Origin of the sequence: Paraburkholderia sp. RL17-373-BIF-A (assembly GCF_046030175.1) — a bacterium.
Classification (GTDB): Bacteria; Pseudomonadota; Gammaproteobacteria; order Burkholderiales; family Burkholderiaceae; genus Paraburkholderia.
In genome coordinates this window covers 23,911-41,722 of sequence record NZ_JARESO010000066.1, presented here as the reverse complement: position 1 = coordinate 41,722, position 17,812 = coordinate 23,911, and the positions used below count along the sequence as shown (strand labels likewise).

Here is a 17,812-nt window from a genome sequence, read left to right as displayed (position 1 = left end):
GTTGATCGGCACGCTGTTCCTGTTCGTGCTGATCGCCAACTGGTCCGCACTGGTGCCGGGCGTGACGCCACCCACCGCGCACCTCGAAACGGACGCCGCGCTCGCGCTGATCGTACTGGGCGCCACAATCTTCTACGGCATACGCACGCGCGGCACCGCGGGCTATTTTGCGGCCTTCGCCGAGCCGAGTTGGGTGATGATTCCGTTGAACGTCGTCGAGCAGATCACGCGAACGTTTTCCCTCGTAGTGCGCCTGTTCGGGAATGTGATGAGCGGCGTGTTCGTGATCGGCATCATCCTTTCCCTCGCGGGCCTGCTCGTCCCGATTCCTTTGATGGCGCTGGATCTGCTCACCGGCGCCGTACAAGCCTACATTTTCGCGGTGCTGTCGATGGTGTTCATCGGTGCAGCGATCAGCGATACCCATGATCCCGTCGGCGTCGAACAGGGCAACACCTCATGAATAACCTCATTGAAGTCGTCAGCATCGCCGCCGCCGCGCTTGCTGTGTCGTTCGGCGCGATCGGGCCGGCACTGGCCGAAGGCCGCGCCGTCGCGGCCGCAATGGACGCGATCGCGCGGCAGCCGGATTCGGCTGGCACCGTTTCGCGCACCCTGTTCGTCGGGCTGGCCATGATCGAGACGATGGCGATCTATTGCCTCGTCATCGCCTTGTTGCTGCTGTTCGCCAATCCGTTCGTCAAGTAGGCGCCGGTCATGCGAATCGACTGGTCGACGCTCGCGCTGCAGACGATCAATGCCCTGGTCCTCATCTGGCTGCTGGCGCGTTTCCTGTTCCGTCCGGTAGCGAGGATCATCGCCGAGCGTCAGAAGGCGGCTCAGTCACTGATAGCGGATGCCGAAGCGGCAAAGCGGGCGGCGGTTCTGGAACGCGACACCGCGGCTCGCGAAACGCAGCAGCTCACCGCCGCGCGCGGCGACGCCTTGAAGGCAATCGCGGTGGAGGCGGAGGCGCAGAAAGCGGCACTACTGTGCGCCGCGCAAAGCGAGGCGGACAAGGTGCGCTCGACAAGCATCGCCCAGGCCGGGGCGGCGCGCGTCGAGCAGGACAAACTGGTGGCGCGGCGGGCTACGCAGCTGGCCGTCGATATCGCGGCGAAGTTGCTCGCCAGGCTGCCCGAAAGTGCGCGCGTGAGCGGATTCATCGAGGGTCTCGCCGAGGGCATTGCGCAGCTGCCCGAAGCGGTTCGCGCACAGCTCGGTGCGAACGGCACCGCGCTCAAGGTCTTCGCGCCGCGCGCACTGACGCAGCCGGAGCAGGAGCGTTGCCGCGAGGTGCTCGCGGCCAGCCTGGAGCGACCTGTGTCGCTACAGATCGAGGTCGATCCTCTCCTCATTGCCGGGCTGGAACTGCGGGCCGACCATGCGGTGGTGTGCAACAGTCTCGGGGCCGATCTCGCGCGAATCAGAACGGCGTTGCTGGATGGCGACCATGCGCCCGGCTGACATGGCCGACGATCCCTGGCTGACGGAACAGCGCACTACGCTGACCCGCACGGCGGTGGCGCCCCATGCGCAGACGCTCGGGCGCGTCGAACGGTTCGGGGACGGCATCGCCTTTGTCTCCGGGCTGCCTGATGCGGCCCTCAACGAACTGCTGCATTTCGAAAGCGGCGCGACGGGCTTCGCGCACACGTTGGACACGGACCTAATCAGCGTCGTGCTGCTGGACGACGGCAGCGCAGTCGAAGCAGGGACTCGCGTGACCCGTACCGGCGCTGTGCTTGAAGTGCCGGTTGGCGAGGGGCTGCTGGGCCGCGTGATCGACCCGCTCGGACGGCCGCTCGACCGTGACGAGCCGGTCGTGGCCGCGCGACGCATGCCGGCTGAGCGGCCCGCGCCTGCGATCATCGAACGCGACCTGGTCAGCGAGCCAGTCGAAACCGGCGTGCTGCTCGTCGACGCGTTGTTCGCGATCGGCCGCGGCCAGCGGGAACTGATTATCGGCGATCGCGCCACCGGGAAAACCGCGCTGGCCATCGATACCATCGTCAATCAGAAGCAGTCGGACATGATCTGCGTGTACATCGCCATCGGCCAGCGTACGACCGCCGTGCAGCGAGTGATCGAATCCGTGCGCCAATACGGCGCGCCCGAACGCTGCATCTTCGTGGTCGCCGGCGCATCGTCCGCGCCCGGGTTGCAGTGGATCGCGCCGTTCGCGGGCTTCACCATAGCCGAGTACTTTCGCGACCGCGGACAACACGCGCTGGTCGTTATCGACGACCTCACCAAACATGCCGCCACCCACCGCGAACTGGCGCTGCTGACGCGCGAACCGCCGGGACGCGAGGCCTATCCCGGCGACATCTTTTACGTACACGCCCGCCTGCTCGAACGGGCGGCCAGGCTGTCGGCCAAACTCGGCGGCGGCTCCCTGACGGCGCTGCCGATCGCGGAAACGGATATGGGCAACCTGTCCGCTTATATCCCGACCAACCTGATTTCCATTACCGATGGGCAGATCGTGCTGAATGCCGCGCTATTCGCGGCGAACCAGCGCCCGGCCGTCGACGTGGGCTTGAGTGTGAGCCGGGTCGGCGGCAAGGCGCAGCACCCGGCGCTGCGGGACGTATCGGGGCGTCTGCGGCTCGATTACGCGCAGTTTCTCGAGCTCGAGATGTTCAGCCGCTTTGGCGGTCTGACCGACGCGCGTGTCGCCGGCAAGATCGCTCGTGGCGAACGTATCCGCGCACTGATTGCCCAGCCGCGTTTCAGCGCCTTGCGCACGCTCGACGAGATCGCGCTGCTTACGGCACTCGCGGCAGGCGTGTTCGACGCCGCGCCTGCCACGATCATCGCTGAAGTGCGAACGCAACTAGCCGCGCGACTGCAGGGCCCGCGCGTGCAATCGGAACTGGCGCAGGCTCGCGCGCGTTCATCGTCCGCACCGTTTGACGCAGCACTCCAGGCTGTACTGGTCGTCACGGTTCGCGAGCTCGTTCAACAGATGACGCCACCGGTCGCCGGTGGGCCCTCCGGAACCGGGAATCCGACATGAGCGGCCAACTCTCCGAAATCGAATCACGCAGCGTCACCGCCCGCCAGCTCGACGCCGTCATCGGCGCTATGCGTGGGATTGCCGCGGCTCGCTCGCGGGAAGCCCAGAAGCGGCTGCCCGGCATCCGTTCTTCGGCGTCGACAGTGGGCGCCGCGATTGGCGCCGTACTCGCTCACGGCGGCGGAGTGCCTGAGCGTGCACCGGATCACGGCGCGCAGATCTTCATCGTGCTCTGCGCGGAGCAGGGGTTCGTCGGCGCGTTCAATGAAGAGATCCTCGACCACACGCTGTTCCGACTTGCGTCGGCGCACAGCGAAGTTCTGCTCGTGGGAACGCGTGGCCAGATCGCCGCCAATGAACGTCACCTCACGTTTGCATGGAGTTCGCCGGCCGCGTCCCATGCCGACGACGTGGCCACACTGGCCAACCGTATCACCGATGCGCTCTATCAACGTCTCGAGCCTCAGACGGCTACGAAGGTGTCGGTCATTCACGCGGTGCCCGGCATCGCGGCGCATGGCGAGATCGTCGAGCATCGCCTGATTCCGTTTGATTTTTCGCGTTTCCAGGCGGTGCGGCGCAGCCAGCCGCCGTTGCTCACGTTGCCGGCCGAGCGGCTGCTCGCCGGGTTGGTCGAAGCCTATGTCTATGTGGAGCTGTGCGAGGCGCTGATGCTCTCGTTCGCCGCCGAAAACGAAGCGCGCGTGCGCGCGATGATGGCTGCGCGCGCCAACGTGAGGGACACGCTCGATGAACTGACGCAACGGTACCGGCAGGTCCGCCAGGACGAAATCACGGCTGACATCGTGGAATTAGCGGCGAGTGCCGAGACTGCCGTTTGAGCGGACGCGTAGTTGATGTCTTGACGCAAGTCAATTAGCTCAAGCTGTTCGCGCCGATGATCTAAACGTCCGGGCAGTGTTTTCATATCGCGATGCCAGCGATGCGGCCGCGGCAGACGATTTCGCAGCAAGTTGCGCGACAAGGTGTTACGCCAGGGAGAAGGCAAATGGGAGTTGGCATGCAAATCGTCTATCTCGGTTTCGCGGGCACGTCGCAGATCGAAGCCGAGGCGGCGTCGCAATTGATTCGTCTGGAACGTTTCGGCAAGTCCATTGCGGGCTGCCACCTCGCGGTTGAATCCATCCACGTGACGGCGGATGGCTACCGGAACGGCGCCTATGCCGGTGAAGCGCCCACACCGCTGTTCGACGCCCGGCTCGACCTGATCATGCGCGATGGCGAACTGGTCCCGGTCAGACATTGCCTCAACACCAGCGCCAATGCGGCGATCAAGGCTGCATTCGATTTCGCCGAACAGAAGCTCAATGGGACTCCGGCTCGTACGCGGCCCTGACCCGCTCGATACCGAAGTCGGGCAGCCCGCCTTGTCTTTCGCAATGCACACTGAGGAGGAAACATGTACGCAAACATTCTAATAGCCGTGGACGGCAGCGAAGCGTCCAACCGTGCGCTCACCGAGGCGATCCGCATGGCCAAACTGGCGCGCGCCAAACTGACCGCCGTCTACGTTATCGACCAGTCTGGCGCGTTCACGTACGCGGGCGCCTGCGACCCCCATCTGCTGACTGACGCGGAGCGCCAGGTTGGGCGAAGCCTGCTTAACGACGCTGTCGCCAGGATGAACGAGTTCAACGTGTCCGGGCATTCCGAGATTATCGAGACGCTGGGCATCGCCGAGGACATCGCCAGTTGTATCGCGCGTTATGTCGACGCGCACGGCGTGGATCTCGTCGTGATGGGCACGCACGGCCGGCGTGGCATGCGGCGCATGGTGCTCGGCAGCGTCGCCGAGCGTTTCGTGCGCCATTCGCCGTGCCCCGTGCTGCTTGTTCGGGAGCCTGCCGTCGACGCCTGAGCGGGAAGCAGGGAAGGTTCCCATCAGCGTAAGCGCTGGCGCGATCCGTGGGCACTGACGAGGCCATTTTTCCAGGCGTGCTGCCGACGCTGACTTCCGCTTGATACATGTCAAGCGAGACTACGTCAGCCGGCCTACAGTCAGTCGTACAGCAGTTCTGTTTCGTCCAACGGAGGCATTCCATGAAAGCGCTCGTGTATCACGGTCCCGGCAAGAAATCGCTCGATGAACGGCCGATTCCCAAGCTCGCCGCACCCGGCGATGCGATCGTCAAGATGACGCGCACCACGATTTGCGGCACCGATCTGCACATTCTGAAAGGAGACGTGCCAACTTGCGAGCCTGGGCGCATTCTCGGACATGAGGGCGTTGGCATAGTCCAGGAGGTCGGCGCGGCCGTCTCCGCGTTCAAGCAAGGCGATAGGGTGCTGATTTCGTGCATTTCTTCGTGCGGCAAATGCGACTACTGCCGGCGCGGGATCTACTCGCACTGCACGACAGGCGGCTGGATTCTGGGTAACAAGATCGACGGAACGCAGGCCGAGTACGTGCGCATTCCGCACGCCGAGACCAGTCTGTACCCGATTCCGGCCGGTGCTGATGAGGAAGCGCTCGTCATGCTCTCGGACATCCTGCCCACCGGCTTCGAATGCGGCGTGCTGAACGGCAAGGTGCAGCCGGGCAGCACAGTGGCGATTGTCGGTGCTGGCCCGATTGGTCTCGCCGCGCTCCTGACCGCACAGTTCTATTCGCCAGCGCAGATCGTCATGATCGACCGCGACCGCAACCGTCTCGAAGTCGCTAGCCGCTTCGGCGCCACGGCCTGTATCGACATCGGCAGTGCCGATCCGGTGGCCGCCGTGATGCAACTGACGGACCAGACGGGCGTCGATTGCGCGATCGAGGCCGTAGGGGTACCCGCGACGTTCGAATTGTGCGAGGCGCTCATCGCGCCCGGCGGCGTCATCGCGAATATCGGCGTGCATGGCGTCAAGGCCGATCTGCACCTGGAAAAACTTTGGGACCGCAACATCTCGATCACGACGGGTCTGGTCGACACCGTCAGCACGCCGATGTTGCTCAAGACTGTTCGCGCGAAGCGCATCGATCCAGCGCAACTCATTACTCACCACTTCCAGCTCGAGGACGTGGCTAATGCCTATGACACCTTTGGCCGTGCGGTTGAAACGCACGCGCTCAAAGTCATTATCGAGGTGTCTTAGGCATTTTACGAAACCCAGTATCCATGACGTTCATGGACGATTCCAGGAGTAACACGATGAGCAACTTGACTCGATTTGACCCGTTTCCACTCGAACCCATGTCGGAACTGTTCCAGGGGCTATTCCGCCCGCTACGCGGCGCGCCGGGCGGCGATGCGCCGCTCGCCGACATCAAGGTGGATGTGACGGAAAGCGACACAGCGTACACGGTGAAAGCCGAACTACCAGGCGTTGAGAAGAACGATATCGACGTGAAGATCGACGGCAATCTCGTCTCGATAAGCGCCAAGGTCGAGCGCAAGCAGGAACTGAAAGAAGGAGAACGCGTCGTTCGACGTGAGCGTTACTCGGGCTCCGTCAGCCGCTCGTTCTCGCTCGCGACGGAGATCAACGAAGCGACCGCTGCGGCCGAGTACAAGGACGGCATACTCTCGTTGACGCTTCCCAAAAAAGCGACCTCGGAGAGCAAGCGCCTGCAGATCAATTGATTGCCGTCGCGCCGGGGCGTGTGGCGTTACGCGCCCCGGCGGGTCCAGTATTATCGGCACTTTTTAATCGCGCCGTGGATGGAAGATGAGCCATGCGGCAAGACTTGTCAGAAGCATCGCAATTAGTGCGACGATCCAGAAGCCGTGAGCGTCGTATCTGAAGGGGAGGCCGCGAGCGACCGGCATCCGGGTGATGGACGCGTCGAGACCTTCAATCCGCTGTTTCCGAACGGCTACTACTTCACGCTGGCGGGATACACGGGCTATAGCAACGTGATTCACGTGAAGCCGTCGATCACGTTCAAGGGATCGCCAAAGGTCACGTTAGTGACGGCGCTCGGTTTCCAGTGGCGCGCGCCGGCAGCTGATGCGATCTAAGGTCAAGGGATGGCCGTGGTGCCCGGCACGGCGGGGAAGGGAACGCGCTGGACGGGGATGTATGCGCAGATTCGCGCCGACTGGCCCGTCAGCCGGAACGTTGCGCTCGCGCTGGAAGCGGTGCATTTCGAAGTCGGTGACTCGATCCGTGCGCTCGGCGCGCGCGCAATGCGGATTATGTGGGCATCGAAGCGAAGTTTGGATGGTGACCGGGTAGCCGCTACGGCTGGACACAGAGCACTTGTTGCATCGACCGTTGTCTCGCATCGGCGGTAGCACGTTTATTGCGGCGAATCCGGACGGAACTCACTGCGGGTGCCGCACGGTGGAGGAATTCTGCCACTGCGCGACGGTGTCTTTCCGTCCTCATTCGCCACTTTCATCGAGTCATGCAAATGGGCATCAGCCAGCGAGGGCCTCCCGGGACAGCTCACCGTTCCCCGTCTTTCCCAAATTCACGAATGCAACTAACTGTCATGTGCAAAACCGCTACCCGCAAAAAGGTCAAAAAGCGAAGTCTGTAGAGGAGCGGGGCGATGGCATTGTGTCCATGTCCGCACCCAAATTTCGCAGTCGGTGTTGGCAGTCGCAGTCTGCCGCCATCCGTGTTGTTCAGTGAAAACCGGTGTCCCGTTCACCGACAGAAGCTTGAGACGAAATGCCAGCATTGCGGGCAGGAGACACCCTACATCCTCAACGCGAATCTTGTGGGCTCACCGTATCGTTGTGCGCGCTGCGGCGCGCTTTACGCAACGTGATCGCCTCCAGCTTTTTGCAACGAAGCCAGCGATGCGCAAAGAGCATCGTATTGCCATCGCGCGGCATTTCCATAATCGCATGGCGGGCCGCTTTCGCCTTGGCATTGACGATCGCGACCTGTAGCTCGCCGGCTCAGGTGGCAGGGCCGGTGCTTGAGAAGCTTCCAATGATCGATGCGCCAAAACTGTCGTGTGCGATATGCAAAACCGGGTGTTGATAATCATGCGGAAGGCCTCCTTGGTCGCCCACAAAAAAGGGCGGCCAAGTCTACAGTGGTGGTGCGATCCACCAACCGACCTGTCAGGAGGCGCATATGAGGTACTGCGGCATCGATCTGCACTCGAACAATGCCGTGGTCGCCGTGATCGACGACCAGGACCGGGTGCTTTACTGCAAGCGGCTCACCAACGATCTACAGCTGATCCGGGCTGCGCTCGCTCCGCACATGAATGAGCTGCTGGGAGTAGTCGTGGAGGCCACGTTCAACTGGTATTGGCTGGTCGACGGACTGATCGCCGCCGGCTTCGCTGTGCATCTCGCCAACACTGCGGCAACCAGGCAGTACGAGGGACTGAAGTATGCGGGCGACGAGCGTGATGCCGTGTTCCTCGCTCATATTTTCCGTCTTGGACTGCTGCCTGAAGGCTACATCTATCCACAAGCGGAGCGTTCGTTGCGCGATCTCGCCCGCAAGCGGCTACAGCTTGTGCAGCAGCGTACGCTTCACATCCTAAGCATCGAGAGTTTGCTGGCACGTCAGATCAACGTCCGGATGAACGGCGAACGCATCCAGCGACTGGATGATGGTGCGATACACGCATTCGGGTTACCGCTGCATGTGGAGCGCGCGATGATGGCCAACATGGCGGTTCTGCGCACACTGCGCGGTGAGATAGTCGCGTTCGAAACGATCCTGCATCACGAGGTGCGACTCCGTCCGGAATTCGTAATGCTGAAAACAACACCGGGTATCGGCGATGTACTCGCGGCCACGATCATGCTCGAGACGGGCGCCATTTCGCGCTTCGCCAGCGTCGGCCAGTTCAGCTCCTACCGCCGGTGCGTCGACAGCAGGCGAATTTCAAATGGCAGGAAAAAAGGTGAAGGCAACACCAAGAATGGCAACAGATATCTCGCATGGGCGTTTATCGAAGCGACGCCGGGGCGCTTCGCTATTGCCCCCAGGCGAGAACCTTTTATGAACGCAAAAAGGCCAGGCGTCTTCCAGTAGTCGCCATGAAGGCGCTCGCACACAAGCTAGCGCGTGCGGCTTACTACATGATGCGCGACGGCAAATCTTTTGAGGTTCAGCGATGTTTTAGCCAAGTTTGGCGGGGGACCGGGAGCCCGGTAAAGTTGTTGGTCCGAATCCATCGAGTTGATCGTGCCCGGTCCCCGGCCATCCTCCTGCTGCGAACCCTGATACGCCCAGGCCGTGGGCCGATAGCTGTCTGGTACCCGCAAAGGGTAACCATGGAATTGGCATGTATCTCTGGACACTGGCCTGGTACCGACGACTCTCTGGGACTCAACCGAGCCAGGGGTGAATGCCGCAACGCTGGTGTTCATCTTGATCCCGATGGGTGACTGGTGCGGATCAGTTCCGCGACCAGACGACGAGAAACCGGGTGCGCTACCACGCTTCGTAATGCTTCAGGATGGCCAACTCGGCTTCCCAGGTGCAGGGCGTTGTCCCTGAGGGGAACAACTTATCTCTTTACTCCGGCCTTCCGATGGGTGACGACTTTACTTCGCTCTACGACGCTGCAAGGCCTGAATCTTGAGGAGAGAGATATATCCCTTCACTCCGGCCTTTCAATGGGTGAGAATTTTACTTCGCCCGCGGTGACAAGTTTGCTTCGCTCTACGAAGGCCGTGCCCCCGCTCTCGCATCATTGCGTTTGCATCGGTAGACGGCGCCGATCAGTCACACAGAATGTGTGCCTGAACGCATCCTCAAAGGGTAAACGATAGTTTTGGCCATATTGACTCGGGGCAGATTGCTGCTACCATTAATTCATCAGCATACTGAACAAATTCCAAGGCAAAGCGATGACATTCAAATTCGCAGCAAATCTAGACGATCTGAATCCCGATGAACCCTACGCCGCCACGATCGAAAGTGAGCAGATAGCCCTATACCTGGTCGATGGTGAGGTGTACGCGACCCACAACGGTTGCACTCACCAGTTCGCGCTGCTCAGCGACGGGTATCTGGAGGATGGGTGCATTGAGTGTCCGTTGCATCAAGGGAAGTTCGACGTGAAGACAGGGGCGGCCCTCTGCGCGCCAGCCACCACTCCGGTCAGGACCTACAAGGTCCAGGTCGAAGGCGGCGCAGTGATGGTCGAGCTCTGAAGGTCTGAATTATCGACAACGCCAGGAATTTAAAAGTGGAAACGATTTTGATCATCGGCGCAGGGCAAGCTGGCGGAAGGGCAGCGGAGACGCTCCGAGCGCAGGGCTTCGATGGCTCGGTAGTCCTCGTCGGTGATGAGCAGCATAGGCCTTACGAGCGTCCCGCACTTTCGAAGACGGTGTTGACGGCGGCTGACGATAACGACTGCTTTAGTGCGTGGCTACATTCAAGTGATTTCTACAAGGCGAACAGGATCGACTGGATTGCCGACAGCGTCGAAAAACTTGACGTGAATCGCCGTGTTGCGACGCTTGAAAGTGGACTAAGTGTCAGATTCGACAAATGCCTGATCACTACTGGTGGTCGTGCCCGCCATTTGCCCAGCACGCCCGATAGCGGCCATGTGTTTACGCTGCGTACGCTATTAGATGCGATGAGAGTGCGGGCGCGCATGGGTGATGCGCGTTGCGTCGCGGTCATCGGTGGAGGGTTCCTCGGATTAGAGTTCGCAGCCAGCGCGCGAGCTCGAGGACTCGATGTCACGGTCGTTGAATCCGGTGAGCGATTGCTCGGGCGAGCGTTGCCGGGCGAATTCTCCGAGCGTCTGCGCGCCAAACACGAACAGAATGAGGTGAAGTTCATGCTCGGCGCCAAGCTGCTCTGCTCGGAGGAGGATGCACGCGGAGTGACCCTGGCTTTTGCCGACCATGCGTCGCAGCACTTTGACTTCGTCGTGGTTGCGGTTGGCCAGGAACCGAATGAGGAGCTTGCCACGGAGTCAGGTCTGGAAACGGGTAACGGTATCCATGTTGACGCGCATTGCGAAAGCTCAGTTGCCGGGGTGTATGCAGCTGGCGACTGTGCGAATTTTCCTTTTGGCTCAACTGGGCGGCGTCTGCGTCTCGAGTCGTGGCAGAACGCGCAGGACCAGGCGATCGTCGCAGCGCGGAACATGCTTGGAGAGGCCATTGAATATCGGCCAAGTCCGTGGTTCTGGACAGACCAGTACGACTGGAACGTCCAGATGCTCGGAATGCTCGACGGTCCAGTTGACGAATGGATCGAGCGTCAAGCGTCCAGCGACAAGACTTTGCTCATGGGTTTGCGCGACAACGTCATTGTCTACGCGCTCGCTGTGAACAACGGCGGTGAACTTCGGGCAATTCGTCGTCTTGTTGAGCAGGCTACGCCGGTTGATCCAGAAGCCCTCGCTGACTTGAACGTCAAGTTGCGACAGCTTGAGCGGAACGCTCATTCATAACATATTCAGGAGCGGACTTTGTATTCGTCAGAGACAGTAATTGGGCTCGGTACTCCGAGCATCAAAAACAAGCCGATCGAACAGCTCGTTTGGCCGGAGGAAGGTCTTCATTCAATCCCCGACTGGGTGTACACGAGCGACGATGTGTACGCGCGCGAGGTTGAACGAATTTTTCATGGTCGCACGTGGAATTTCGTTGCGCTTGAAGCAGAGGTTCCCAATAGTGGAGACTATAAGCGCTCGTATGTAGGCCCCACTCCGGTGGTCGTCTCCCGAGCGGAAGATGGGTCCATCCACGTATTCGAGAACCGTTGTGCACACCGTGGTGCCGAGTTCTGCCGACACACACGTGGTAACAACACCGAATTTGTCTGCCCCTATCACCAGTGGTCATATGACCTGAAAGGAAATCTGCAGGGGATCCCGTTCAAACGCGGTGTAAACAGACTTGGCGGCATGCCACGCGATTTCCGTAATGAAGATCATGGCCTCAAGAAGCTCGCGGTCACGACGCGTAACGGGGTTGTGTTCGCATCGTTTGCACACGACATGGAGTCGGTTGAGGATTACCTTACACCCGAGATCCTGAAAGATTTTGATGCGGTATTTAATGGCAAGAAGCTGCGCATCCTTGGTTTCTACAAAAACGAATTGCCGTGCAACTGGAAGATGTACCACGAGAATCTGAAGGATCCGTACCACGCAACGTTGTTGCACTCCTTCCTAGTGGTATTTGGCTTGCTGGTTGCAGGCAACCGGTCGGCGATGGTGGCGGACAGCAAGTACGGTATTCACGGGACGATGGCGTCGGCCAAAAGTGATTCGCTCTACGCGGAGGTCGACGCCGATAAGAAAAAGGAAATGCGCTCGTTTCATGAGGGAATGGTCCTGAAGGACGAACGATTCCTTGAGTATGTCAAGGAATTTGATTCCGAGTGGTCTGTGACCATGCAGACCATCTGGCCAAATCTGATCGTCCAGCGTGAGATGAACACCCTGGGGGTGCGGCACATCGTGCCGAACGGTCCGAACAGCATGATCATGCTGTGGACAATGTTTGGGTACGAGGACGACACTGAGGAGACTACGCGCCATCGGCTACGTCAAGGTAATCTGATGGGCCCGGCCGGGTTCCTGGGTCTCGAGGACAACGAGGCCATGAAGTTTGTGCAGGAAGGCGTGCGTCGCTCGGTGACCGACCGTAGCGTGCTCAAACTCGACAGCGAGAAAATCGGCACCGCGGACAACCTGATCTCGGAAGCAGCTATTCGCTCGATGTACAAACACTATCGTGAAGTGATGGGGTTCTAAATGCTGCCAGGATTCGAGAAGAAATTGATCGCGCACGATAAGGCGCTCGCCGCGCGAGCGGCCGTGGAAGACTTTCACGCGGAATATTGTGCGGTACTGGACGGCGGGAGCATCGAGCAATGGCCCGACTTTTTCACGGAAAATTGTCTTTATCGCGTGACTGAGTTTGAAAATGCAGTTCATGGATTTCCGGTTGGGCTGATCTACGCCGAAGGTCGAGACATGCTGCGTGACCGCGCCGTCGCGATTTCCAGGACGCAGATGTTTGCCCCGAGACAGATTCTGCATTTCGTCACCAACGTCCGTATCCTCGACGTCACAGATGAAGAGATCATTGCTCAAAGCAATTACATGCTGATGCAGACTTTGGTCGAGGGTGCCACATCGTTACATCAGGCCGGTCGCCTTTACGACCGTTTCGCTCGCAAGGGCAATGAGCTGCTGCTCAAGGAGCGGCAGGCAATTTATGACACTGCAATGATTGCGAACGATCTGGCATATCCAGTCTGAGCAATAGTAATCGCCGAATGATAACTGCGGGCTACGAAACTGGGAGATGCTTATGAGCCACACTGAACCGACGGAAGCGCCCATTGAAAGTGGCGGCGTCGGCGCCCGCGTGAGGCGTCGTGAGGATGAGCGACATTTGCATGGTAAAGGCAAATTTGTCGCCGACTTTACGTTTCCTGATTTGCAGGAAGTCGCATTCTTACGCAGCCCGCTTGCGCATGCGCGTATTGAGCGCATCGGCAAGCCTGAACGCTTCGCCGACCGGGTAATTGTGCGCGAGGATATGCAGACGGCGACGGACATCATCGCCGATTCCACTTTGCCCACCTATAAGCCTTCTGTGCATCCGCCGCTTGCTTTCGGGAAGGTTCGGTTTGTTGGCGAACCTGTTGCCATGTGTTTCGCGAATTCGCGCGCGGAGGCGGAGGATATCGCCGAAGAAGTTGAGCTGGATATGGAGGAGCTTCCGGCTTTCGCGAGTGCATTTGCGGCGCGTGAGCGCGCGGACGTGCGTGTGCATGACCACTGGACCGACAACCTTTTTCTGGATTTGAAGGCGGACGTCAATTTTGACGAGCGCTCGAAGGACGCTGCTGTTGTCGTCAAGCAGAAGGTTGACCTGGCTCGCCAGTGCATGGTCCCAATGGAGGGCAAGGCTGTGTTGGCCTACTGGGACCACACGCAGGCACAACTGGTCGTTATTACGTCAACCCAGGTCCCGCACATGATCCGTACGGTCCTTTCCCAATGTCTTGGAATAGATCATGCGCAGGTTCGGGTCATCTCTCCTGACGTAGGTGGCGCTTTCGGCTATAAATGCGTGCTGCAACAGGAGGAGCTTTGCATCGCTTGGCTAGCCTTCACTTACAGGAAGCCCTTTCGCTTCATTGAGGACCGTCGCGAACACCTGATTGCCGGTGCCAATACTCGACAGCACCACTATGAACTCACGGCGTACGCAGACAAAACCGGACGTCTTCTCGCGTTGGATTGCGATCTGCTAATCGACGGCGGGGCGTATTCAGCCTGGCCTTTTACGATTGGACTTGAAACGGGGCAGGCGTTGGGTAATCTGCCGGGCCCTTATGATTTCAGCGGATACCGTTGTCGTACGCAGTGTGCGGCAACCAACAAGCCTGGCTTTCTTCCTTATCGTGGAGTGGCACGTACCGGTGTCTGTTTCGCAATTGAGCTGACAATGGATGCCATTGCGCGCGCTGTCGGTCGCGAAGCATGGGAAGTCCGTTACGACAATCTCATTCGTGGAGCAGACATGCCATTCACGAATGTTGTCAAGAAACATTATGACAGTGGTGATTTTCAGGAGAGCCTGAAGCGCGCTGTGGAGCAACTCGACGTCGCAAAATGGCGTCGCCGCCAGAAAGAGGGAGAGCCGGATGGCAGGCTGATCGGTATCGGATTCGCGACTTTCACCGAGCAGTCGGCTCACGGCACGGCCGTGTTTGCTTCGTGGGGTCTACCGGTGGTCCCTGGTTACGATTTGGCGACTGTGCGGATCACGGCAGACGGTGGCCTTGAAGTTCGGGCTGGCATTCATTCGCATGGGCAGGGTATGGAAACCACTCTGGCTCAGATCGCGAACGAAGTATTGGGCGTTCCCATACAGAAGATCAAGGTTGTGCATGGCGACACGGCCCTCACACCTTATTCAACGGGCACATATGCATCGCGCAGCATCGTCATGGCTGGCGGCGCTGTCGCGGCGACATGCCGGGAACTGGTACCGAGACTGATCAAGATCGGTGCGCACATGCTCGGTGAGACGCAGGAGGCTGTCCGGTTCGAGGGGGGAGAGGTAGTGGGTGCAACGGGCCGGGTTTCCATGGCCGAAATCGGTCATGCGTGGTACGTGCGCCCCGAGCGGCTGCCTCCCGGCGTGGATCTCACTGGACTTGAGGCAACTCAAGGTTTCAAGCCTAAAGTCGACACGGGCGCGTTTAGCTACGCGACGCATGCGGCAGCCGTTGCGGTTGACACGAAGACGGGGCACGTCGACATCCTGGACTATGTGATCGTCGAAGACTGTGGGCGGATGATTAATCCGATGGTCGTCGAAGGCCAAACAATCGGCGGCACGGCACAGGGAATCGGTACTGCGTTTTATGAAGAAACGCTGTACGACGACAACGCCCAGCCGCTTACTTCTACGCTAGCGGACTACATGTTGCCCGGGCCGACGGAGTTGCCGCCACTGACGATCATCCACATGGAGACGCCGTCTCCTTACACTGAGTTCGGTGCAAAAGGTGTGGGAGAAGGCGGTGCTATCGCTCCCCCTGCGACTCTGTTCAACGCCGTGAACGATGCGCTCGGTCCTATTGGAGCACTTGTTTCTGAGACGCCTTTAACGCCGCGAAGGCTGCTCGCCGCTATCGAGGCTGCAAAGGCTGCTTCGCGCAACAAGGTAGAAGCAGAGCATGCTCAAGAGGTGATTTGATGAAGGCTGCCGCTTTTGAATACGTACGAGCTGCCTCGCTACCTGAGGCGCTGCGTGAATTCGGTGATTCGTCGAATGGTGCAAAGCCTATCGCGGGCAGTCAGTCGATGGGCCCAATGCTGAATCTTCGACTTGCGCGACCCGCGCGCGTGGTCGACATTTCGCGCGTCGACGAGCTGCGCAGTGTCACAGCGGTCGGTGATCTGGTTCGCGTCGGCGCAGCCATTACTCATGCGGAAATCGAGGATGGTAATTACGAGCTTTTGCGTAATGATTTTATGCAATATGTCGCTTCAGGTATCGCATACCGTGCGATTCGCAACAGGGGCACCATAGGCGGCAGCCTCGCGCACGCTGACCCTGCAGCGGACTGGCCCCTTGCATTATCCACTCTTGATGCGCGGATTGAGCTCGCGAAGACGGGTGGCAAACGGCAGGTTCGTGCGAGTGAATTCATGCTGGGCGCGTTCACGACGCTGCTTGAGGAAGGCGAGATTATCTCGGCGGTCCTGGTGCCAAAAATCGGAGTCTCCTTGCGTTGGGGCTACTACAAGCTTTGCCGTAAGACCGGCGAATTTGCTCACGCGAGCGCCTCTGCTGCATTTGACGCGCAAACCGGCCTGGCTCGTGTCGTCCTTGGGGCTCTCGATGGGCCGCCGATGGCTTTGGACGTGCTCGCCCAGTCCATTGCAAAGCAGGGACCGAGCGCGGCGACTGCGGAAGCGATTGCAGCGAGTGTAGCGGACGCGATGCCGAATGCGGATGCTATTGACCGGTCCATGCACGAAGCTGTGGTTGAACGCTGTCTGGCACAAGCGCTCGGTTCTTCCGCGCGCTAACAGGAATTTTTTCATGTCTGTCATCGAACTAACCATCAACGACCGGGCGATACGTGGCGAGGTCGCGCCACGAACCCATCTGGGCGATTTTCTTCGCGATAGCCATAACCTCACCGGGACTCACCTCGGTTGCGAGCACGGGGTCTGTGGCGCCTGTACAGTCCTTATCGACGGTGAGCCCGTGCGTTCCTGCATTACGTTTGCCGTTGCTTGCGACCATCAGAAAGTTCGTACGATCGAGGGGTTCGATGACGATGAGCTGATGAAGCGCATCCGCCGGTCTTTCTCCGTTCATCACGGATTGCAGTGTGGATTCTGCACGCCTGGCATGCTCATTACTGCGCGGGACATTGTTCGTCGTTTCCCGGATGCCGACGAGGCTCGCATTCGGCTCGAGCTGTCTGGAAATCTCTGCCGGTGCACGGGATACATGGGCATTGTCAATGCCATCAAGGCTGTGCTGAGCGACCTTAAGGACAATCCTATTGCAGACGGATCCGTCGCTCCGGCTCGGCAAGTCGCAGCACAAAGAGCGCTGGCGCAGGACACAGGGGAGTTCCAGACGTTCGCGACTGTGGCCGCCGCTCCTTCGGCCACGCCAGAGCGTTCAGCGCAAGGCGCCAGCGCTGCGTCGCCGGCCGCCAACGTTCAGGCGACGGGTGAGCGCAAAGGGTGGACCGCTATTGAAGACACCTTTGTTGTGCCGTTTTCGCTGGAAAAGGTGTGGGCGTTCATGGGCGACCTCCCTTCAGTGACCGCGTGTCTTCCTGGCGCCGAACTGATCGAGCACAACTCAGAGCGGGTAAAAGGCAAGATCGCAATCAAGTTCGGGCCGATGTCTGCAAATTTTGGCGGTGAGGCGCGCCTCGAGCGCGATGATGCGGCACATCGTGCCGTGATGCGTGGCGCCGGCCAGGACAACATCAGTCGTTCAAAAGCAAATGGTGACGTGACCTATGCGCTCAGCGGCGAAGCAGGCGGTACGCAAACGCGCGTGGCAGTAACGCTTGAATACATGTTGCAGGGGCCTCTCGCACAATTTTCACGGTCCGGGCTCGTCAAAGACTTTGTTCGACGCATGATTGCTGATTTCGGGGCTCGGATTACTGCGCAACTGGGCGGCGGCGAGGCGCCCGAATCCGCGGCTTTGTCGACTGAATTTAACGTCGGCAGCATGGTTTGGGGCGTCCTCTGGGAGCGGATCAAGGGACTTTTCAGCCGAAAGGGGGGATCGACAGAGAGTGATGCCTCCAATGCGAAAGCACATGCAGACCGGGTTGCTGCACCTGCAAAGTCTGTTTCCGCTTCCCCGGCGCAGGATTCTC

The 17,812-nt window shown here is 59.8% G+C and carries 15 protein-coding genes and 3 pseudogenes; all 18 read left to right on the top strand.

What is annotated here, in order from left to right; genetic code table 11:
- Positions 1 to 463: F0F1 ATP synthase subunit A (locus P0D80_RS41780; protein WP_408292500.1), on the top strand; the 463-nt coding region annotated here is incomplete at its 5' end.
- On the top strand, positions 460 to 708 hold the full coding sequence (locus tag P0D80_RS41775; RefSeq protein WP_054037454.1) for a F0F1 ATP synthase subunit C: 249 nt from the start codon (positions 460 to 462) through the stop codon (positions 706 to 708). The genes P0D80_RS41780 and P0D80_RS41775, both read left to right, overlap by 4 nt.
- A 9-nt stretch (positions 709 to 717) precedes the next feature.
- Complete coding sequence (locus P0D80_RS41770; protein ID WP_408292498.1) at positions 718 to 1,467, top strand: F0F1 ATP synthase subunit delta; 750 nt, start codon at positions 718 to 720, stop codon at positions 1,465 to 1,467.
- Positions 1,445 to 3,022, top strand: a complete 1,578-nt coding sequence (locus tag P0D80_RS41765) for a F0F1 ATP synthase subunit alpha (RefSeq protein WP_408292496.1) — start codon at positions 1,445 to 1,447, stop codon at positions 3,020 to 3,022. Before P0D80_RS41770 ends, P0D80_RS41765 begins: the two co-directional genes overlap by 23 nt.
- Complete coding sequence (locus P0D80_RS41760; protein ID WP_408292494.1) at positions 3,019 to 3,864, top strand: F0F1 ATP synthase subunit gamma; 846 nt, start codon at positions 3,019 to 3,021, stop codon at positions 3,862 to 3,864. Before P0D80_RS41765 ends, P0D80_RS41760 begins: the two co-directional genes overlap by 4 nt.
- A 179-nt stretch (positions 3,865 to 4,043) precedes the next feature.
- On the top strand, positions 4,044 to 4,379 hold the full coding sequence (locus tag P0D80_RS41755) for a hypothetical protein (protein WP_408292492.1): 336 nt from the start codon (positions 4,044 to 4,046) through the stop codon (positions 4,377 to 4,379).
- 63 nt (positions 4,380 to 4,442) lie between these two features.
- Entirely contained in the window at positions 4,443 to 4,901 is a 459-nt protein-coding gene (locus tag P0D80_RS41750) for a universal stress protein (protein ID WP_408292490.1), read from the top strand.
- 182 nt (positions 4,902 to 5,083) lie between these two features.
- Entirely contained in the window at positions 5,084 to 6,124 is a 1,041-nt protein-coding gene (locus tag P0D80_RS41745) for a zinc-dependent alcohol dehydrogenase family protein (protein WP_408292488.1), read from the top strand.
- Between the two features lie 56 nt (positions 6,125 to 6,180).
- Complete coding sequence (locus P0D80_RS41740; protein ID WP_408292486.1) at positions 6,181 to 6,612, top strand: Hsp20/alpha crystallin family protein; 432 nt, start codon at positions 6,181 to 6,183, stop codon at positions 6,610 to 6,612.
- Between the two features lie 168 nt (positions 6,613 to 6,780).
- Positions 6,781 to 7,199 (top strand): annotated as a pseudogene (locus tag P0D80_RS41735) (alginate export family protein); the annotation flags it as partial.
- Positions 7,200 to 8,062: 863 nt separating this feature from the next.
- Positions 8,063 to 9,069 (top strand): annotated as a pseudogene (locus tag P0D80_RS41730) (IS110 family RNA-guided transposase); the annotation flags it as partial.
- 732 nt (positions 9,070 to 9,801) lie between these two features.
- On the top strand, positions 9,802 to 10,107 hold the full coding sequence (locus P0D80_RS41725; protein ID WP_408292482.1) for a non-heme iron oxygenase ferredoxin subunit: 306 nt from the start codon (positions 9,802 to 9,804) through the stop codon (positions 10,105 to 10,107).
- Between the two features lie 35 nt (positions 10,108 to 10,142).
- Positions 10,143 to 11,369, top strand: coding sequence for an NAD(P)/FAD-dependent oxidoreductase (locus P0D80_RS41720; protein ID WP_408292480.1), 1,227 nt, complete (start codon positions 10,143 to 10,145; stop codon positions 11,367 to 11,369).
- Between the two features lie 18 nt (positions 11,370 to 11,387).
- Positions 11,388 to 12,680, top strand: coding sequence for an aromatic ring-hydroxylating dioxygenase subunit alpha (locus P0D80_RS41715; RefSeq protein ID WP_408292478.1), 1,293 nt, complete (start codon positions 11,388 to 11,390; stop codon positions 12,678 to 12,680).
- The gene (locus tag P0D80_RS41710) at positions 12,681 to 13,190 is read left to right on the top strand and encodes an aromatic-ring-hydroxylating dioxygenase subunit beta (protein ID WP_408292476.1); all 510 of its coding nucleotides are present in this window, start codon (positions 12,681 to 12,683) and stop codon (positions 13,188 to 13,190) included. It begins immediately after the preceding gene.
- A 52-nt stretch (positions 13,191 to 13,242) separates the two neighbouring features.
- A complete protein-coding gene (locus P0D80_RS41705) occupies positions 13,243 to 15,648 on the top strand; it encodes a xanthine dehydrogenase family protein molybdopterin-binding subunit (RefSeq protein ID WP_408292474.1) in 2,406 nt (801 codons plus the stop codon).
- Positions 15,648 to 16,487 carry an FAD binding domain-containing protein gene (locus tag P0D80_RS41700; RefSeq protein ID WP_408292472.1) on the top strand — a complete coding sequence of 280 codons (840 nt, stop codon included), beginning with the start codon at positions 15,648 to 15,650 and terminating at the stop codon, positions 16,485 to 16,487. The genes P0D80_RS41705 and P0D80_RS41700 overlap by 1 nt, the downstream gene beginning before the upstream one ends.
- Before the next feature lie 13 nt (positions 16,488 to 16,500).
- Positions 16,501 to 17,715, top strand: a pseudogene (locus P0D80_RS41695) (xanthine dehydrogenase family Fe-S subunit); the annotation flags it as partial.
- Between the last annotated feature and the right edge of the window lie 97 nt (positions 17,716 to 17,812).